This window comes from Arthrobacter sp. MDT2-16, assembly GCF_054510925.1.
This window is the reverse complement of the sequence record NZ_JBTNDP010000002.1, coordinates 65,971-82,366: the sequence shown is the minus strand read 5'-3', so window position 1 is coordinate 82,366 and position 16,396 is coordinate 65,971. Positions and strand designations below refer to the sequence as shown.

Below are 16,396 nucleotides of genomic sequence, written 5' to 3'. Positions count from 1 at the left end.
CGCTAGCCCACGGCCCCTTCCATCTGCAGTTCGATCAGCCGGTTCAGCTCGAGCGCGTACTCCATCGGCAGTTCCCGGGCGATCGGCTCGATGAAGCCGCGCACGATCATGGCCATGGCCTCGTCCTCGGGCAGTCCGCGGGACATCAGGTAGAACAGCTGCTCCTCGCTCACGCGGGAGACCGTGGCCTCGTGGCCCATGGTGACGTCGTCCTCGCGGATGTCCACATAGGGGTACGTGTCGGAGCGCGAGATCGTGTCCACCAGGAGGGCATCGCAGCGCACCGTGTTCGCAGAGTGTGTGGCACCGTCGCGAACCTGGACGAGGCCGCGGTAGGCCGCCCGCCCGCCGCCACGCGCCACGGACTTCGAGATGATCGAGGACTTGGTGTTCGGCGCGATGTGCACCATCTTCGAGCCGGTGTCCTGGTGCTGTCCCTCACCCGCGAAGGCGATGGAGAGGGTCTCGCCCTTGGCGTGCTCGCCGACAAGGTAGACGGCCGGGTACTTCATGGTGACCTTCGAACCGATGTTGCCGTCGATCCACTCCATGGTGGCACCCTCGTGCGCGATCGCACGCTTGGTGACGAGGTTGTACACGTTGTTCGACCAGTTCTGGATGGTGGTGTACCGGACGCGCGCGCCCTTCTTCACCACGATCTCCACGACGGCCGAGTGCAGGGAGTCCGAGGTGTAGATCGGGGCGGTGCAGCCCTCGATGTAGTGCACGTAGGAGTCCTCGTCCGCGATGATCAGCGTGCGCTCGAACTGACCCATGTTCTCGGTGTTGATGCGGAAGTAGGCCTGCAGGGGGATCTCCACGTGGACGCCCTTCGGGACGTAGACGAAGGACCCGCCGGACCAGACGGCCGTGTTCAGCGAGGCGAACTTGTTGTCGCCGACCGGGATGATCGTGCCGAAGTACTCCTTGAAGATCTCCGGGTGCTCGCGGAGCGCGGTGTCGGTGTCGAGGAAGATGACGCCCTGGCGCTCGAGGTCCTCGCGGAGCTGGTGGTACACCACCTCGGACTCGTACTGGGCCGCGACGCCGGACACGAGGCGTGCGCGCTCGGCCTCGGGGATGCCGAGCTTCTCGTACGTGGTGCGGATGTCCTCGGGGAGGTCCTCCCACGTGTTGGCCTGCTTCTCCGTGGAGCGCACGAAGTACTTGATGTTGTCGAAGTCGATCCCCGAGAGGTCGGCACCCCAGGCGGGCATGGGCTTCCGGTCGAAGTACTTCAGGCCCTTGAGGCGGAGGTCGAGCATCCACTCGGGCTCGTTCTTCTTGGCGGAGATGTCGCGGACGACCTCCTCGCTCAGGCCGCGGCGCGCATTGTCGCTCGCCTCGTTCTTATCGGCCCAGCCGTACTGGTAGGTACCGATGCCCTCGAGCTCCGGGTTCTTCTCCAGGATGTCGCTGATCACCGACTCCGGCACTGCCGACGCGACTGGCTTGCGGTCTACTTGATCCGTCATCATGACCTTTCTTGCTGATGGATGGATAGCGTTGCTGGGCTGCTGGGCGACGCCGCTGCGGGGTCCACCGCGGTGGAGCCTGCGGCGTCGGGGGCACCCGGTGCGGGCACCGCCGTCGTCCGTCCCAGGGGAATGTGGGTGGTGCAGACGTGTCCGCCCGCGGCGAGCGTGGACAGGCGTCGCACGTCGACGTCGAGCAGACGCGCGAAGACGCCGGTCTCCTGCTCGCAGAAGGCGGGGAAGGCCGAGGCGAGCCCCTGGATCGGGCAGTGGCCCTGGCACAGCTGCACACTGAGCATGACCGGGCGTCCGGCGGGACCGCCTCGCGCGCCGCGGACCTGCGGCAGGCCCACGGTCTTGGTGGACCCGACGAAGCCGTCGGCGGTCAGGGCGCCGGCGAGGGCGCGGGCGCGGGCCTCGAGATCGGGACCGGCAGCCTCGACGATGGGGCGGTAGCGCTCCTCCATGCCGGAGAACCGCGTCCGTGCGAATTCCTCGATGGCCTCGGGACCCGCGGCGGCTCCGAGCTGCGCCAGGGCGGCGGTCGCGATGTCCAGGTAGTCGTTGCCCATCTTGGCCTGGCCGCGCTGGCTGAGGACGTACCGCCGGGCGGGCCGCCCGGCGCCGGAGGCGGAGGTGCGGGCGCGCTTGACCTCGATCAGGCCGTCCTGGGCCAGGGCATCGAGGTGGCGGCGCATGGCGGCGGGCGTGAAGCCGAGTCCGTCACCGAGTTCGGCGGCGCTCACGGGGCCGCGTTCCAGCACGGCGGACAGGACGCGGTCGCGCGTGCGCTCGTCGGGATCGGGCGACACGATCTGTGCCGTGCGGTCGGTCGGGTACGGCACTGTCACAGTCCACTCCTCCCGTCGGCGTCAAAATACACAACATAAGCATGACCTAATGTATTCCGCTCCACCACTTAGGCGAGGCTACCCATCGGCAGCCCCTCGGCCATTACTACCTGCCGTAGAATAAGGGGGTGCCGACACCTCCCCCCGCCCTGACGATCGACGGTCTGATCAAGGATTTCGGTCCCGTCGGTGCCCTCGACGGACGGATGGTGCGCGTGCTCGAGGGGGTCAGCCTCCAGGCCGTCCACGGCGCCGTGACGGTCCTGCTCGGTGCCAACGGCGCCGGCAAGACGACGACGCTCGAATGCGCCCAGGGACTGCAGCGTGCCGACGGAGGCGTGGTGCGCCTCCTCGGCCAGGATCCGTACCGGGCGACACCGGAGCTCCGCGCGCGGGTGGGCGTGATGCTGCAGGACGGAGGGCTCCCCCCGTCCGTGCGCCCGCTGGCCCTGCTGCATCATGTGGCGTCCATGTACGGTTCCCCGCTGCCCGTCGACGCCCTGGCCGAGCGCCTCGGCCTGGACGAGTTCGGCGCGGTGTCCATCCGCAGGCTCTCCGGCGGGCAGAAGCAGCGCCTCGCGCTCGCCTGCGCCCTCGTGGGACGGCCAGAGGTGGTGTTCCTCGACGAGCCGAGCGCGGGCCTCGACCCCCAGTCGCGCACCATCGTGTTCGACCTCATCCGGGAACTGCGCGCGGACGGGCTCGCCGTCATCCTGACCACGCACCTGCTCGACGACGCCCAGAGGCTCGCCGACTACGTCTACATCCTCGAGGGAGGCCGGACCGTCGCCGAGGGCACCGTGGCGGACCTGACCGCCGACAAGGACGCCGACGGCATGCGTGAGCTGCGCTTCGAGACCGTGCCCGGACTCACGCTCCCGCCGGAGCTCCTCCCCCACCTGCACCAGCGCGAGGACGAGCCCGGACGGTACGTCCTCCGGGGGGCCCTCACGGCCTCCGACGTCGCGCACCTGGCCCAGTGGTGGGACGCGCGCGGCGTGATGCCCACGGCCATCTCCATGGCTCCCCGCTCTCTCGAGGACGTCTTCCTCGACATCTCCGGACGGAGTATCCGATGACCCCGGCCGCGACCCCTGCCCGCACCCCCGGGACCGCGGCGGCGCTGCCGGTCCGCGTGCTGCGCCACGGCGGCTACGAGGCGCTGGCGATGCTCCGCAACGGCGAGCAGCTCGTACTGGCGATCGTCCTGCCGCTGCTGGCGCTGACCGCCCTGGTCATCACGCCGCTGCTCGACGCCTACGGCCCCAGCCGTGTCGACATCGCCGCACCGGGCATCCTCGCCCTCTGCACCATGTCCACCGCCTTCACGGGACAGGGGATCGCGACCGGCTTCGACCGGCGGTACGGGGTGCTGCGCTTCCTCTCGACGACGCCGCTCGGGCGGTCCGGGCTGATCCTCGGCAAGGCGGTGGCGGTGGCCGCCGTCCTCGCCGTCCAGCTCGTGGTGATCGGTGGCGCGGCCGTGCTTCTGGGCTGGTTGCCCCGCGCCGAGGGTCTGCTGCCCGCGGCGCTCCTGCTGCTCATCGGCTCCGCCGCGTTCACGGCCCTCGGCTTGCTGGTCGCGGGGACGCTGCGGCCCGAGGCCACCCTCGCCGTCACCAATCTCGTGTGGATCCTGCTCGCTGCTGCGGGCGGGGTCATCATCCCGGCGGCGAGCCTGCCCGCCGCCGCGGAGCCGTTCGTCGCCGTCCTCCCGTCCGCCGCCCTCGGCGACGGGCTGAGGAGTGCGCTGGCGGACGGCGTCCTCGATCCCATCGCGTGCCTGGTGCTCCTCGCCTGGGCCGCCCTCGCCGGACTGGCGGTCATCCGCTGGTTCAAATGGAGCTGATCCCGTGACCCTCCCCCTGCCCTCGCCGTCCCGACTGCGGGACGCCCTTCCCCGCACCACGACGCCGGTGGTGCGCCGGCTGGCGGTCGCCTCCCTGGTCTCGCAGATCGCCATCGTGGTCACCGGCGGCGCCGTCCGGCTCACCGCCTCGGGACTGGGGTGCCCCGAGTGGCCGCGCTGCACCGCCGACTCGATCGTCACCACGCCGGAGATGGGCTTCCACGGTGTGGTGGAGTTCGGCAACAGGCTCCTGACCTTCGTGCTGGTGATCATCGCCGTCGCGATGATCGTCGCCGTCCTCGGGATGCGGCGGGACCGCAAGGACCTCTTCCGCCTGTCCGTCGCGCTCTTCCTGGGCATCCCCGCGCAGGCCGTCATCGGCGGCATCACGGTCTGGACGGACCTCAACCCCTGGGTCGTGGGACTCCACTTCATCGTCTCCATGGTCCTGGTGGCCTTGGCGACCGTGCTGGTCAACCGTGCACGGCTCACCACCGAGCAGTACCGGGAGCAGCGCGCGCCGGCCGCCCCGCCGCTGCTGCGCCGACTGCTCGTCGCCGCGACGGTCCTGACGTCGATCGCGGCGCTCCTGGGCGTGGTCGTGACCGGGTCCGGCCCCCACGCCGGTGACCATGGCGCTGCCCGGAACGGGCTCGATGCGCTCCTCGTCACGCGGCTCCACGCACTCCCGGTGTACCTGCTGGTGGCCACGGTGGCCCTCGCCGTCGTCGTCGCCTACCGCAGCGGAGTGCACGCGAAGCTGCGCAAGGCCCTCATGATGCTCGCCGTCGTCGTGCTGGTCCAGGGCGCCATCGGGTACACCCAGCACTTCCTGCACCTCCCCGTCGTCCTCGTGGCGCTGCACATGCTCGGGGCATCCCTGCTGATGGCCGCCGCGGTCCACGCGCAGTACACCGGGACCACCGCGAAGCCGCTGCCGGGCACCGCCGATGCGCGGGTGCCGCAGGCCGTCGCCTGACCTGTCCGGCGACCGCCTGCGGCCGGTCGGCTGCGCGTGAGCACCGCGTGGTCGCCGTTCCGGGTCTCGGCTCCTGCGGCGCTGCCGTGCCCCGACGCCGGGGCATCCGTCGATGACATGGAGCGACGGCGGGGCTGCGGCCGTCGATCGACGCGCCCTCAGTCGTCCTCGAACTCCGCCTCGAGCAGATCGAGGAGGCGCCCGAGCTCGCGCAGCTCCGAGCCGGGACTCGGCAGCAGGGGCGGGCGGGGATCTCCCGCGGCGATGCCGCAGGCACGGGCGAGCAGGTGCAGCCCGCTGATCTTGCGCAGGCCCGCCACATGGTCCACGAGGGGGACGAGGACGCGCCGCACGCGGTCGATCTCGGAGCGGTTCCCGGCGACGACGGCGGCACGCAGACGCGCGTAGTACGCCGGCAGGAGCGCGGCCGGGCCGCTGTGCCAGGCATCGGCGGCGACCTCCCCCGTCATCATGAGCGCGTCCCCGCTGACGCCATGGCTGAAGCCGTCCGGCACGAGCGCCGCGAGCTCGGCGTGCCGGGCGTTGAAGGTCGCAGCGTCGGAGGCCGTGTCCTTGAACGCGACGACCTGCGGCAGGGCGGACAGCTCCGCGACCACCTGCAGCGAGTAGTCGAACTGCGTGGTGCCCGGGTTGTTGTACAGGCAGATCGGCAGATCTGTCACGGAACACACGGCGCGCACCTGCGCCAGGACCTCGTCGTCGGTCAGGGGGACGTAGGACACCGGCGAGAGCACGAGCCCCGCGGCGCCGGCCGCCTGGGCGTCGGCGGCGGCATCCAACACTTCGCGTGTTCCCACGGAACTGATCCCGACGGCCATGGGCAGCCGCCCGTCGACCGCTTCAATGGACGTCCTGGCGACGAGGGATCGTTCCGCGCGGTCGAGGTAGGCGAAACTGCCGGAGGACCCCAGGACGGTGACGGCGTCGACGGGCGCAGCGGCCAGGCCGCCCACGAGCGCGTGGAGGTCGTCCCGGCTGACGGAGCCGTCGGGGGTGAACGGCGTGACGGGATAGGCGATGAGCCCGGTAAAATCCATGGCAGCAAGCCTAAGTGGAGAGGCAGCCGTTCCCGGCATCGGGGTCAGGCGAGGACTGCGGACCCGACGAAGGGGTCGATGGCCAGGGCCAGGAAGAGCACTGTGAGGTAGCTGATGGAGCCGTGGAAGACCTTCATCGCCGCCTTGTTGCTCAGCTCGCCCTGCTGGGCCAGGGAATGCAGGCGGTGCGACTCCCGGATGAACCAGGCGCCTCCCACGAGCGCCGCCACCGAGTACACCCAGCCCGCACCCGCGGGGACCAGCAGGAGCGAGCACGCCACCATCGCCCACGCGTAGAGCACCACCTGCACGGACACCACGCGCGCACCGGCGATGGCACCGAGCATGGGGACGCTGGCTGCCCGGTAGTCGTCGCCGTACTTCATGGACAGCGGCCAGTAGTGCGGGGGCGTCCACAGGAAGATGATCAGGAACAGGACGACGGCGGGCCACTCGATCGAGTTGGTGACCGCGGCCCAGGCGATGAGGACGGGCATGCATCCCGCGGCACCGCCCCACACGATGTTCTGCGACGTGCGGCGCTTGAGCACCAGCGTGTAGACCACGACGTACAGGAAGATGGCCCCGACACCGAGCATCCCGGCGAGCGGGTTCGCGCCGAACCACAGCACGGCGATCGCCACCACCCCGAGGATCCAGGAGAAGACGAGGGCCTCGCGCGGCGAGACCTCGCCCGTGACGAGCGGGCGGTTCTCCGTCCGGTGCATGAGCTTGTCGATGTCGCGGTCGATGTAGCAGTTGAAGGCGCCGGCGCTACCGGCGGCGAGGGCACCACCGACCATGGTGGCGAGGATCAGCCCGAGGGGCGGGAATCCACCCTGCGCGAAGATCATGGTGGGAAGAGTGGTCACCAGCAGCAGCTCGATCACGCGGGGCTTCGTCAGCGCGAGGTAGGCCTTCGCCTTGCGGCCGAAACCCTGACGGGCCTGCGGGGAACGTGCCGGAGCAGGAGCCTGCTGGGTCTTCACGAGGCAACACTTTCGTTTCTTCCGGAGTAAAAGACAAGGCCCATCATACCCTTTTACGTCCTGTAGAAATCGGCGCCGTCCTGCGCGCCGCAGTCATCCCGGGGCGACATGGAGCGAGCGGGCCTTCCCGGTCCGCCTCCTGCCGGGCGGTGTGCCCCCTGCGGGACCGCCGTCGTCGGCGCCGCACCCCGGAGCGCCCGCCGGTGGACGGCGGATCGGCGGGTCCCGGCGGCGGGGGCCGCGCAACCCCGGGATGTGAGTCATGACATTCTTCGACTCCCACGGCCCAACGCGGTGCGGAAGGGATAGTGTGGATTCGAAAGCCAGCCTCGGAAGCACGACCGGACCTCGTCGTCCGGCCTCCGTGCTGTCCCCGGTCGGCGTGGACTTTGCTGGACCGAGCAGGATTCAGCAGGACCGAGCAGGATTCAATGGTGAACGGCCGGCCTGACGGCGTGCCTGGAGGCACCCGTCGGCTACGGGGCCGTTCCGGACAGAAAGGGGCCCTTAAACGTGCCGCAGACGCAAGAGCAGGAATTGACCTGGACCGAGCTCGACCAGAGGGCTGTGGACACCGCCCGCATCCTCGCGGCCGACGCCGTGGAGAAGGTGGGCAACGGCCACCCGGGGACGGCGATGAGCCTCGCCCCCGCCGCCTACCTCCTCTTCCAGAAGCTCATGCGGCACGATCCCTCGGATCCGGAGTGGACGGGCAGGGACCGGTTCGTGCTCTCCCCCGGCCACACCTCGCTGACCCTCTACATCCAGCTCTTCCTCTCCGGCTACGGGCTGGAGCTCGACGACCTGAAGGCGCTGCGCACGTGGGGCTCCCTGACCCCGGGACACCCCGAGTACCGCCACACCAAGGGCGTGGAGATCACCACCGGCCCTCTCGGCCAGGGCCTGGCGACGTCGGTCGGCTTCGCGTACGGGCAGCGTCGCCAGCGCGGCATGTTCGACGCCGACGCCCCCGCGGGCACGAGCCCGTTCGACCACACCGTCTGGGTCATCGCCTCGGACGGCGATCTCCAGGAGGGCGTGACGGCCGAGGCGTCCTCGCTCGCCGGGCACCAGGAACTCGGCAACCTCGTCGTGATCTACGACGAGAACCACATCTCCATCGAGGACAACACGGACGTGGCCTTCACCGAGGACGTCCTCAAGCGCTACGAGGCGTACGGCTGGCACACGCAGCGCGTCGACTGGACGAAGACCGGCGAGTACGTCGAGGACGTCGCCGAGCTCTACTCCGCACTGGTCGCGGCGAAGAACGAGACCTCCCGCCCGAGCATCGTCTCCCTCCGCACCATCATCGGTTTCCCCGCGCCGACCAAGCAGAACACCGGCAAGATCCATGGGTCCGCCCTCGGCAAGGACGAGGTCGCAGCACTCAAGGAAGCGCTCGGGTTCGACCCGGAGAAGCACTTCGACGTCGACCCGGAGGTCCTGGAGCACGCACGCGGCGTCGTGCAGCGCGGCGCGGAGGCGCACAGCGAGTGGCAGGAGGGCTTCGACGCCTGGACGGCAGCCCACCCCGAGGAGACGGCACTGCTCGAGCGCATCCAGCAGCGTACGCTCCCCGAGGGCTGGGAGTCGAGCCTGCCCACCTTCGAGGCGGGCAAGGACATGTCCACCCGCGCGGCCTCGGGCAAGGTCCTCACGGCCATCGGTCCGGTACTGCCGGAACTCTGGGGTGGCAGCGCCGACCTCGCGGAATCGAACAACACGACCATCGAGGGCTCGCCCTCGTTCATCCCCGAGAGCCGGCAGACCAAGGCCTGGTCAGGTAACCAGTACGGGCGCGTCCTGCACTTCGGCATCCGCGAGCATGCGGCGGCGGCGATCGTCAACGGCATCGTCATGCACAGCAGCACGCGCGCCTTCTCGGGCACCTTCCTGATCTTCAGCGACTACCAGCGCCCCGCGGTGCGGCTCGGCGCCCTCATGGGCGTCCCTGCGATCTACGTGTGGACGCACGACTCGATCGGCCTCGGCGAGGACGGACCCACCCACCAGCCGGTCGAGCAGCTCTCCTCGCTGCGTACCATCCCGGGACTCGACGTCGTCCGCCCCGGTGACGCCAACGAGGTGGCGGTCGCGTGGCGGACCATCCTGGAGAACACCGAGAACCCGGCCGGCATCGTGCTGACCCGCCAGAACATCCCGACCTACGAGCGGGGCGAGGGAGCAGCCGACGGCGACACCTTCGGTTCCGCCGAGGGGGTCGCGAAGGGCGGCTATGTGCTCGCCGAGGCGAAGGGCGGCTCGCCCGACGTGATCCTCATCGGCACGGGCTCGGAGGTCCAGCTCGCCGTCGAGGCGCGCGAAGCCCTCGAGTCCCAGGGCATCGCCGCCCGCGTGGTCTCCATGCCGTGCCTCGAATGGTTCAACGCGCAGGACGCCGCCTACCGCGAGAGCGTGCTGCCCCGCAGCATCCGCGCCCGCGTGTCCGTCGAAGCCGGTGTCTCGCAGAGCTGGACCGGGGTGGTCGGCGACGCCGGACGCAGCGTGTCCCTCGAGCACTTCGGCGCGTCCGCCGACTACAAGACGCTCTACCGCGAGTTCGGCATCACCGCCGACGCCGTCGTGGCGGCCGCCAAGGACTCTCTCGAGGCCGTAGCCGCCGACCCGCTGGCGCCCAACGGCACGGCGGCGATGCCCTCCGGTGAGCGTGCCACCGAGACCGGCGACCAGCAGTAGCCGGTGCCGCTCCCGGGCGTACCCCGGCCGGGAGCGGCCCCCTCTTCGATCCGTCCCGAACACATCTCCGCGGAAGCGGAAAAGGAGCACACCATGACCGCATCACCCACTGCCGACCTCTCGGCTGCCGGAGTCTCCATCTGGCTCGACGACCTCTCCCGGGAACGCATCAACTCGGGCGCCTTCAAGCACCTCATCGAGGACCTGAACGTCGTCGGCGTCACGACCAACCCGAGCATCTTCGCCGCGGCGCTGAAGAACGGCGAGTCCTACGCCTCCCAGGTGGGGGCCCTCGCCGAGGCCGGTGCCGACGTCGACCAGGCGGTCTTCGACATCACCACGCACGACGTCGCCCAGGCCTGCGATCTCTTCGCTGCCGAGGCCAAGCGCACCAACGGCGCCGACGGCCGCATCTCCATCGAGGTGGACCCCCGCCTGTCACGCGACACCCAGGGCACCATCGCCGAGGCCAAGCGCCTGCACGCCAAGGTGCAGCGCACCAACGTGCTCATCAAGATCCCCGCGACGATCGAGGGCCTCGAGGCCATCACCGAGACGATCGCCGCGGGCATCAGCGTCAACGTCACCCTGATCTTCTCCCTCGAGCGCTACCGTGCCGTCATCAACGCCTTCATGCTCGGCATCGAGCAGGCGAAGGAGAACGGGCACGACCTGACGAAGATCACCTCGGTCGCCTCCTTCTTCGTCTCCCGGGTGGACGCCGAGATCGATGCGCGGCTCGACACGATCGGCACCGATGAGGCCGCGGCCCTGAAGGGCAAGGCCGGCCTCGCCAACGCGCGGCTCGCCTACCAGATCTTCGAGGAGCAGTTCGCCTCCGAGCGCTGGCAGGTCCTCGCCGCGGCGGGCGCCAATGCGCAGCGCCCCCTGTGGGCGTCGACGGGCGTCAAGGACCCGAACCTGCCCGACACGCTCTACGTCACGGGCCTTGTGGCCCCGAACGTGGTCAACACCATGCCGGAGAAGACGCTCCTCGCGACCAGCGACCACGGCGTCGTCGAGGGTGACACCGTGACCGGCACGTACGAGGAGTCCAACGAGCTCCTCAACCGGCTCGACGCCGTCGGCGTCTCCTACGACGAGGTGGTGGAGCAGCTCGAGACCGAGGGCCTGGACAAGTTCGTGGCCAGCTGGGCGGAACTCCTCGAGACCGTCCAGACCGCCCTCGACGCCGCGAAGGGCTGATCCCATGGGTTCCTTCGCTCTCACCGCATCGGGAGATGCCCTCGCCGCCGTCGACGCGGCCGTGCCGGCACTCGTGAACGACCGCATCGCCTCACGCCTGATGGCCAAGGACGCCACCCTGTGGGGCGCCGACGCCGAACCGGAAGCCTCGATCCGCCTCGGCTGGATCGACCTCTTCGACGGCTCCCGCGCCCTTCTGCCGGAGATCGCGGGCCTCCGCGCCGACCTCCACGCCGAGGGCGTGGACCGCGTCGTGCTCTGCGGCATGGGCGGCTCGTCCCTCGCGCCCGAGGTCATCACCAAGGAGGCCGGCGTCCCGCTCGTCGTCCTCGACGCCACGGACCCCGAGCAGGTCCGCGCGGCGCTCGAGGTGGACCTGCAGCGCACCGTGATCGTGGTGTCCTCGAAGTCCGGGTCCACCGTGGAGACGGACTCACAGCGCCGCCTGTTCGAGCAGGCGTTCACCGACGCCGGGATCGACGCCGCCTCGCGCATCGTCGTCGTCACCGACCCGGGCTCGCCGCTCGAGGAGGCATCGCGCAAGGCGGGCTACCGCAGGGTCTTCACGGCCGACCCGGAGGTGGGCGGCCGCTACTCGGCGCTCACAGCCTTCGGCCTCGTCCCGTCCGGGCTCGCCGGCGCGGACGTGGAGGCGCTGCTCGACGACGCCGAGGACGCCGCGGAGTTCCTCGGCGACGACGTCCCCGACAACGTGGGCCTGCAGCTCGGAGCCGTCCTCGGCGGGACCACACCGCTGCGGGACAAGATCGTCTTCGCGGACGCCGGATCCGGCCTGCCCGGCTTCGCCGACTGGGCGGAGCAGCTCATCGCGGAGTCCACCGGCAAGCTCGGCACGGGCCTGCTCCCCGTGGTCGCCTCAGCCGACGCCCCCGAGCTGGCCGAGGTGGCGGACGACGTCCTGCCCGTCCTCCTCGCACCGTTCGACGAGGCCCCGAGCGACGAGACGACGGGCGGCACGCGCATCACGGTCAGCGGGACGCTGGGCAGCCAGCTGTTCGTCTGGGAGTACGCCGTCGCCGTCGCCGGGCGGCTGCTCGGCATCAACCCGTTCGACCAGCCCGACGTCGAGGCCGCCAAGACGGCCGCGCGCGGACTGCTCGACGCGCAGCCCGAACCCGTCCCGGCCGCCTTCGTCGACGGCGCCGTGGAGGTGCGCGGCGACGCGGGCCTGCTCGGCTCCTCCAGCACAGTCGCCGAGGCCCTCGAGGCCCTCCTCGCGGCCCTCCCGGCCAACGGCTACCTCTCCGTGCAGGCCTACCTCGACCGCCACCACCAGGCGGCGCTCGAGGAGATCCGCTCGCCGCTCGCCGCGGCCACCGGCCGCCCGGTCACCTTCGGCTGGGGCCCGCGCTTCCTGCACTCCACCGGCCAGTACCACAAGGGCGGCTCACCGATCGGGGCGTACCTGCAGCTCACCGGGGCAGCCAGCACGGACCTCGCGATCCCCGACCGGCCGTTCACCTTCGGGGAACTCATCTCCGCGCAGGCCGCCGGCGACGCCCAGGTGCTGAGCGACCACGGCCGCCCCGTGCTGCGCCTCCACCTGACCGACCGGACCGCCGGTGTCGCGCAGCTGCGCGACGTCGTCGCCTCCCTGGCCGCCGGCCAGGGGCACGGGAACGGTTGAGCATGCCCGACAGCACCCCGGCGAGGCCGGCCAATCCCCTGCGGGATCCGAGGGACCGGCGGCTGAGCCGGATCGCCGGTCCCGCCTCCCTGGTCCTGTTCGGCGTGACGGGCGACCTCGCCCGGAAGAAGCTGATGCCGGCCATCTACGACCTCGCGAACCGCGGGCTCCTGCCTCCGAGCTTCGGCCTGGTGGGTTTCGGCCGCCGTGAGTGGAGCGACGAGGAGTTCGTGGAGCAGGTCCGGGAGTCGGTGACGCAGTACGCCCGGACGCCGTTCAACGAGACGGTGTGGGAGCAGCTCTCCGCCGGTATCCGCTTCGTCCAGGGCAACTTCGACGACGACGAGGCATTCAAGAAGCTCAGGGAGTGCCTCGACGGGCTGGACCAGAGCAGGGGTACGCGGGGCAATGCCGCGTTCTACCTCTCGATACCGCCCAAGGCGTTCGAAGCGGTCTGCGAGAAGCTCTCCGAGCACGGCCTGGCGAAGCCCGACGACGGCCAGTGGCGCCGCGTGGTGATCGAGAAGCCGTTCGGGCACGACCTCGCATCGGCCCGTGAACTCAACGGGATCGTCGAGGAGGTCTTCCCGCCCGACGCGGTGTTCAGGATCGACCACTACCTGGGCAAGGAGACCGTCCAGAACATCCTGGCGCTTCGCTTCGCGAACCAGCTCTTCGAGCCGCTGTGGAACGCCAACTACGTGGACCACGTGCAGATCACCATGGCCGAGGACATCGGGATCGGCAGCAGGGCCGGCTACTACGACGGCGTGGGCGCGGCGCGCGACGTCATCCAGAACCACCTGCTGCAGCTGCTCGCCCTCACGGCGATGGAGGAGCCGATCTCGTTCGACGCCGACCACCTGCGCTCGGAGAAGGAGAAGGTGCTCGCGGCCGTCTCCCTGCCCGAGGACCTCGCGGGACGGTCGGCGCGCGGACAGTACGAGGCCGGCTGGCAGGGCGGTGAGCGCGTCAACGGCTTCCTCGAGGAGGAGGGCATCCCCGACGACTCGACGACCGAGAGCTTCGCAGCGATCCGCCTCGACATCAACACGCGCCGCTGGTCCGGGGTGCCCTTCTACCTGCGCGCCGGCAAACGCCTGGGACGCAGGGTGACCGAGATCGCCGTCGTCTTCAAGCGTGCCCCGAACCTCCTGTTCCGCGACCACGGCTCCGAGGACTTCGGGCAGAACGCCGTGGTCATCCGGGTGCAGCCCGACGAGGGCGTGACCATCCGCTTCGGATCCAAGGTTCCCGGCACCCAGGCGGAGGTCCGCGACGTCACCATGGACTTCGGCTACGGCCACTCCTTCACGGAGTCCAGCCCCGAGGCCTACGAGCGGCTCATCCTCGACGTGCTCCTCGGCGAGCCACCGCTGTTCCCCCGGCAGCAGGAGGTGGAACTGTCCTGGAAGATCCTCGACCCGTTCGAGGAGTACTGGGCCTCCCTCGACGGCCAGCCCGAACCCTACGTACCGGGCAGCTGGGGACCGGCCTCCGCCGACCAGCTGCTCGCGGCCGACGGACGAACCTGGAGAAGACCATGATCGTGGACCTGCCCGACACCACCACCTCGAAGGTGTCGAAGGAACTGATGGCGATGCGCGATCGCGGCGGCGTCGTCGCGCTCGGACGCGTCCTGACGCTTGTCGTCATCACCCGCTCCGGCTACGAGGAGGAGGCCATCGACGCCGCGAACGAGGCGAGCCGCGAGCACCCGTGCCGGATCATCGTCCTGGCCGAGGGCTCCGCCGACGAGGATACGCGCCTCGACGCCCAGATCCGGGTCGGCGGTGACGCCGGAGCCTCGGAGGTGGTGGTCCTGCGCGGATACGGCGAGCTCTCCGAGGAGAACGAGTCGCTGGTCTCGGCGCTGCTGCTCCCCGATGCGCCGATCGTGGCCTGGTGGCCGCACGGCGTACCCGAGGCGGCGTCGCAGTCGTCGATCGGCAGCATCGCCCACCGCAGGATCACCGACTCCGCCAACGAACCGGACCCCACGGCGGCCCTGTTCAACATCAGCAGCACCTACACCGCCGGCGACACCGACCTCGCCTGGACGCGCCTGACGAACTGGCGCATCCAGCTGGCGGCGGTCCTCGACCAGCTCGAGGGCGACCAACCCATCACGGCCGTCATGGTGGAGGGGGCGTCCGACTCCCCCAGCACCGTGCTGCTCGCCGCGTGGCTGACGAAGGCCCTCGAGGCGCCCGTCACGATCACCGCGGGTCCGGCCGGGACAGGGCTGAAACGTGTGCGCCTGACCCGCCGCGGAGGCGACGTGGAGCTGCACCGCCCCGGCCACGACGTCGCCGAGCTGCACCAGCCGGACCAGCCGGTCCAGCGCATCTCCCTGCCGCGGCGGGGCCTGCGCGACTGCCTCGCCGAGGAGCTCAGACGCCTGGATCCGGACGAGACCTTCGGCGAAGTGATCACGGAGGGCCTGGCCCGGACCAACCTGAGGAGTGTGCGATCGAATGAGCGCTGAGCCGAGAGTCAGCATCCATCCCTCCCAGACCTCCCTCGCGGCGGCCGTGGCGGCGCGCCTCATCACGCGTCTGGTCGACGTGCAGGGCGAACGCGGGACGGCGACCGTCGTACTGACCGGCGGGTCAATCGGGACGGCCGCGCTGCAGGCGGTGGCGGAATCACCGGCGCACACGGCCGTCGACTGGGCCAACGTGCACTTCTGGTGGGGCGACGAGCGTTTCCTGCACGCGGAGGACCCGGACCGCAACGCCGTGCAGGCCCGCGCCGCGCTCCTCGACCGCATCGAGGTCGACCCGGTGAAGATCCACGAGTTCGGGTCGCGGGACGAGTTCCCCGACGAGGACGCGGCCGCTGCGGACTACGCGGAGCAGCTCGCCGCCGCCGCGCGTGCCGAACTCGCGGCTGACGAGAACACGGTCCAGCCGGATCCGCGCCTCCCCCGCTTCGACGTCCTCCTCCTGGGGGTCGGGCCGGACGCGCATGTCGCCTCGCTGTTCCCCGAACTGGCCGGGATCCGCACCAAGGGCGCGACGACGGTGGGCGTGCCCGACGCCCCGAAGCCGCCACCGCAGCGCGTCTCCCTGACGCTGGAGGCCATCACCACGGCGCAGGAGGTGTGGCTCTCGGTCAGTGGCAGCGACAAGGCCGGCGCCGTGGGGCTCGCCCTCGCCGGAGCCGGGCACGTCCAGGTGCCCGCCGCGGGCGCGCGCGGCCTCAGCAGGACGCTGTGGCTGATCGACCAGGACGCGGCGCAGAAGCTGCCCGGCCGCCTGATCAACCACGACGACGACACCGTCGACTGACGCACCCGGTTCGTCCCGTCCCTGCACGACCCGTTGCACGACGAAGCCCCCGTCTCCTCGAGGAGACGGGGGCTTCGTCGCGGGTGCTGCGGGGCCTACGACTCGCCGGCGAACCGCTGGATGAGGCCGAGGGCAACGATGACCACACCCCACGCGAGCCCGAGGGCCACGGTGAACCGGTTGAGGTTGCGCTCGGCGACGCCGGAGGACCCCATGCTCGAGGTCATGCCGCCACCGAACATGTCCGACATGCCGCCGCCACGACCCTTGTGGAGGAGGATCAGCAGGGTCAGCAGGAGGCTGGTGATCCCGAGCAGGACGAGCAGGATGATACGAAGGATTTCCACG

The 16,396-nt window shown here is 70.5% G+C and carries 14 protein-coding genes; 9 read left to right on the top strand and 5 right to left on the bottom strand.

Features of this window, described 5'->3' with window-relative positions; all coding sequences use genetic code 11:
* Positions 1–2: 2 nt before the first annotated feature.
* Together sufB and ACX80N_RS04935 are read right to left on the bottom strand one after the other, a co-directional pair.
* A complete protein-coding gene (gene sufB, locus ACX80N_RS04940) occupies positions 3–1,475 on the bottom strand; it encodes a Fe-S cluster assembly protein SufB (RefSeq protein WP_459338533.1) in 1,473 nt (490 codons plus the stop codon).
* The gene (locus ACX80N_RS04935) at positions 1,475–2,326 is read right to left on the bottom strand and encodes a helix-turn-helix transcriptional regulator (protein WP_459338532.1); all 852 of its coding nucleotides are present in this window, start codon (positions 2,324–2,326) and stop codon (positions 1,475–1,477) included. The genes sufB and ACX80N_RS04935 overlap by 1 nt, the downstream gene beginning before the upstream one ends.
* A gap of 128 nt (positions 2,327–2,454) precedes the next feature.
* On the opposite strand from ACX80N_RS04935, the gene ACX80N_RS04930 reads away from it, so the two are divergent.
* From ACX80N_RS04930 to ACX80N_RS04920, 3 genes are read left to right on the top strand one after another with little or no spacing between them, the layout of a single operon-like run.
* A complete protein-coding gene (locus ACX80N_RS04930; RefSeq protein ID WP_459338531.1) occupies positions 2,455–3,405 on the top strand; it encodes an ABC transporter ATP-binding protein in 951 nt (316 codons plus the stop codon).
* A complete protein-coding gene (locus ACX80N_RS04925) occupies positions 3,402–4,175 on the top strand; it encodes an ABC transporter permease (RefSeq protein ID WP_459338530.1) in 774 nt (257 codons plus the stop codon). The genes ACX80N_RS04930 and ACX80N_RS04925 overlap by 4 nt, the downstream gene beginning before the upstream one ends.
* A gap of 4 nt (positions 4,176–4,179) precedes the next feature.
* Positions 4,180–5,154, top strand: a complete 975-nt coding sequence (locus tag ACX80N_RS04920; protein WP_459338529.1) for a COX15/CtaA family protein — start codon at positions 4,180–4,182, stop codon at positions 5,152–5,154.
* Between the two features lie 158 nt (positions 5,155–5,312).
* On the opposite strand, the gene ACX80N_RS04915 is transcribed toward ACX80N_RS04920, so the two are convergent.
* Both ACX80N_RS04915 and ACX80N_RS04910 read right to left on the bottom strand, forming a co-directional pair.
* Positions 5,313–6,212: a dihydrodipicolinate synthase family protein gene (locus ACX80N_RS04915; RefSeq protein ID WP_459338528.1), complete on the bottom strand. Its 900-nt coding sequence runs from the start codon at positions 6,210–6,212 to the stop codon at positions 5,313–5,315.
* A 44-nt stretch (positions 6,213–6,256) separates the two neighbouring features.
* Complete coding sequence (locus tag ACX80N_RS04910; RefSeq protein ID WP_459338527.1) at positions 6,257–7,201, bottom strand: heme o synthase; 945 nt, start codon at positions 7,199–7,201, stop codon at positions 6,257–6,259.
* Between the two features lie 513 nt (positions 7,202–7,714).
* Here ACX80N_RS04910 and tkt point away from each other — a divergent pair.
* From tkt to pgl, 6 genes are all read left to right on the top strand, one after another.
* Positions 7,715–9,901, top strand: coding sequence for a transketolase (gene tkt / locus ACX80N_RS04905; RefSeq protein WP_459338526.1), 2,187 nt, complete (start codon positions 7,715–7,717; stop codon positions 9,899–9,901).
* Positions 9,902–9,994: 93 nt separating this feature from the next.
* Positions 9,995–11,107: a transaldolase gene (gene tal, locus ACX80N_RS04900; RefSeq protein WP_459338525.1), complete on the top strand. Its 1,113-nt coding sequence runs from the start codon at positions 9,995–9,997 to the stop codon at positions 11,105–11,107.
* Positions 11,108–11,111: 4 nt separating this feature from the next.
* Complete coding sequence (locus ACX80N_RS04895; RefSeq protein WP_459338524.1) at positions 11,112–12,755, top strand: glucose-6-phosphate isomerase; 1,644 nt, start codon at positions 11,112–11,114, stop codon at positions 12,753–12,755.
* A gap of 2 nt (positions 12,756–12,757) precedes the next feature.
* A complete protein-coding gene (zwf, locus tag ACX80N_RS04890) occupies positions 12,758–14,302 on the top strand; it encodes a glucose-6-phosphate dehydrogenase (protein WP_459338523.1) in 1,545 nt (514 codons plus the stop codon).
* The gene (locus ACX80N_RS04885; RefSeq protein WP_105030689.1) at positions 14,299–15,243 is read left to right on the top strand and encodes a glucose-6-phosphate dehydrogenase assembly protein OpcA; all 945 of its coding nucleotides are present in this window, start codon (positions 14,299–14,301) and stop codon (positions 15,241–15,243) included. Before zwf ends, ACX80N_RS04885 begins: the two co-directional genes overlap by 4 nt.
* A complete protein-coding gene (pgl, locus tag ACX80N_RS04880) occupies positions 15,233–16,048 on the top strand; it encodes a 6-phosphogluconolactonase (protein ID WP_459338522.1) in 816 nt (271 codons plus the stop codon). The genes ACX80N_RS04885 and pgl overlap by 11 nt, the downstream gene beginning before the upstream one ends.
* Before the next feature lie 95 nt (positions 16,049–16,143).
* On the opposite strand, the gene secG is transcribed toward pgl, so the two are convergent.
* Positions 16,144–16,395 carry a preprotein translocase subunit SecG gene (gene secG / locus ACX80N_RS04875; protein WP_043445180.1) on the bottom strand — a complete coding sequence of 84 codons (252 nt, stop codon included), beginning with the start codon at positions 16,393–16,395 and terminating at the stop codon, positions 16,144–16,146.
* Position 16,396 lies beyond the last annotated feature (1 nt).

What these genes read in the sequence shown, in the direction of transcription:
- zwf (WP_459338523.1), top strand. Translation starts at nt 12,758, where the DNA reads ATGCCCGACAGCACCCCGGCGAGGCCGGCCAATCCCCTGCGGGATCCG.
- sufB (WP_459338533.1), bottom strand. Translation starts at nt 1,475, where the DNA reads ATGACGGATCAAGTAGACCGCAAGCCAGTCGCGTCGGCAGTGCCGGAG.
- ACX80N_RS04885 (WP_105030689.1), top strand. Translation starts at nt 14,299, where the DNA reads ATGATCGTGGACCTGCCCGACACCACCACCTCGAAGGTGTCGAAGGAA.
- tal (WP_459338525.1), top strand. Translation starts at nt 9,995, where the DNA reads ATGACCGCATCACCCACTGCCGACCTCTCGGCTGCCGGAGTCTCCATC.
- pgl (WP_459338522.1), top strand. Translation starts at nt 15,233, where the DNA reads ATGAGCGCTGAGCCGAGAGTCAGCATCCATCCCTCCCAGACCTCCCTC.
- ACX80N_RS04925 (WP_459338530.1), top strand. Translation starts at nt 3,402, where the DNA reads ATGACCCCGGCCGCGACCCCTGCCCGCACCCCCGGGACCGCGGCGGCG.
- ACX80N_RS04895 (WP_459338524.1), top strand. Translation starts at nt 11,112, where the DNA reads ATGGGTTCCTTCGCTCTCACCGCATCGGGAGATGCCCTCGCCGCCGTC.
- ACX80N_RS04915 (WP_459338528.1), bottom strand. Translation starts at nt 6,212, where the DNA reads ATGGATTTTACCGGGCTCATCGCCTATCCCGTCACGCCGTTCACCCCC.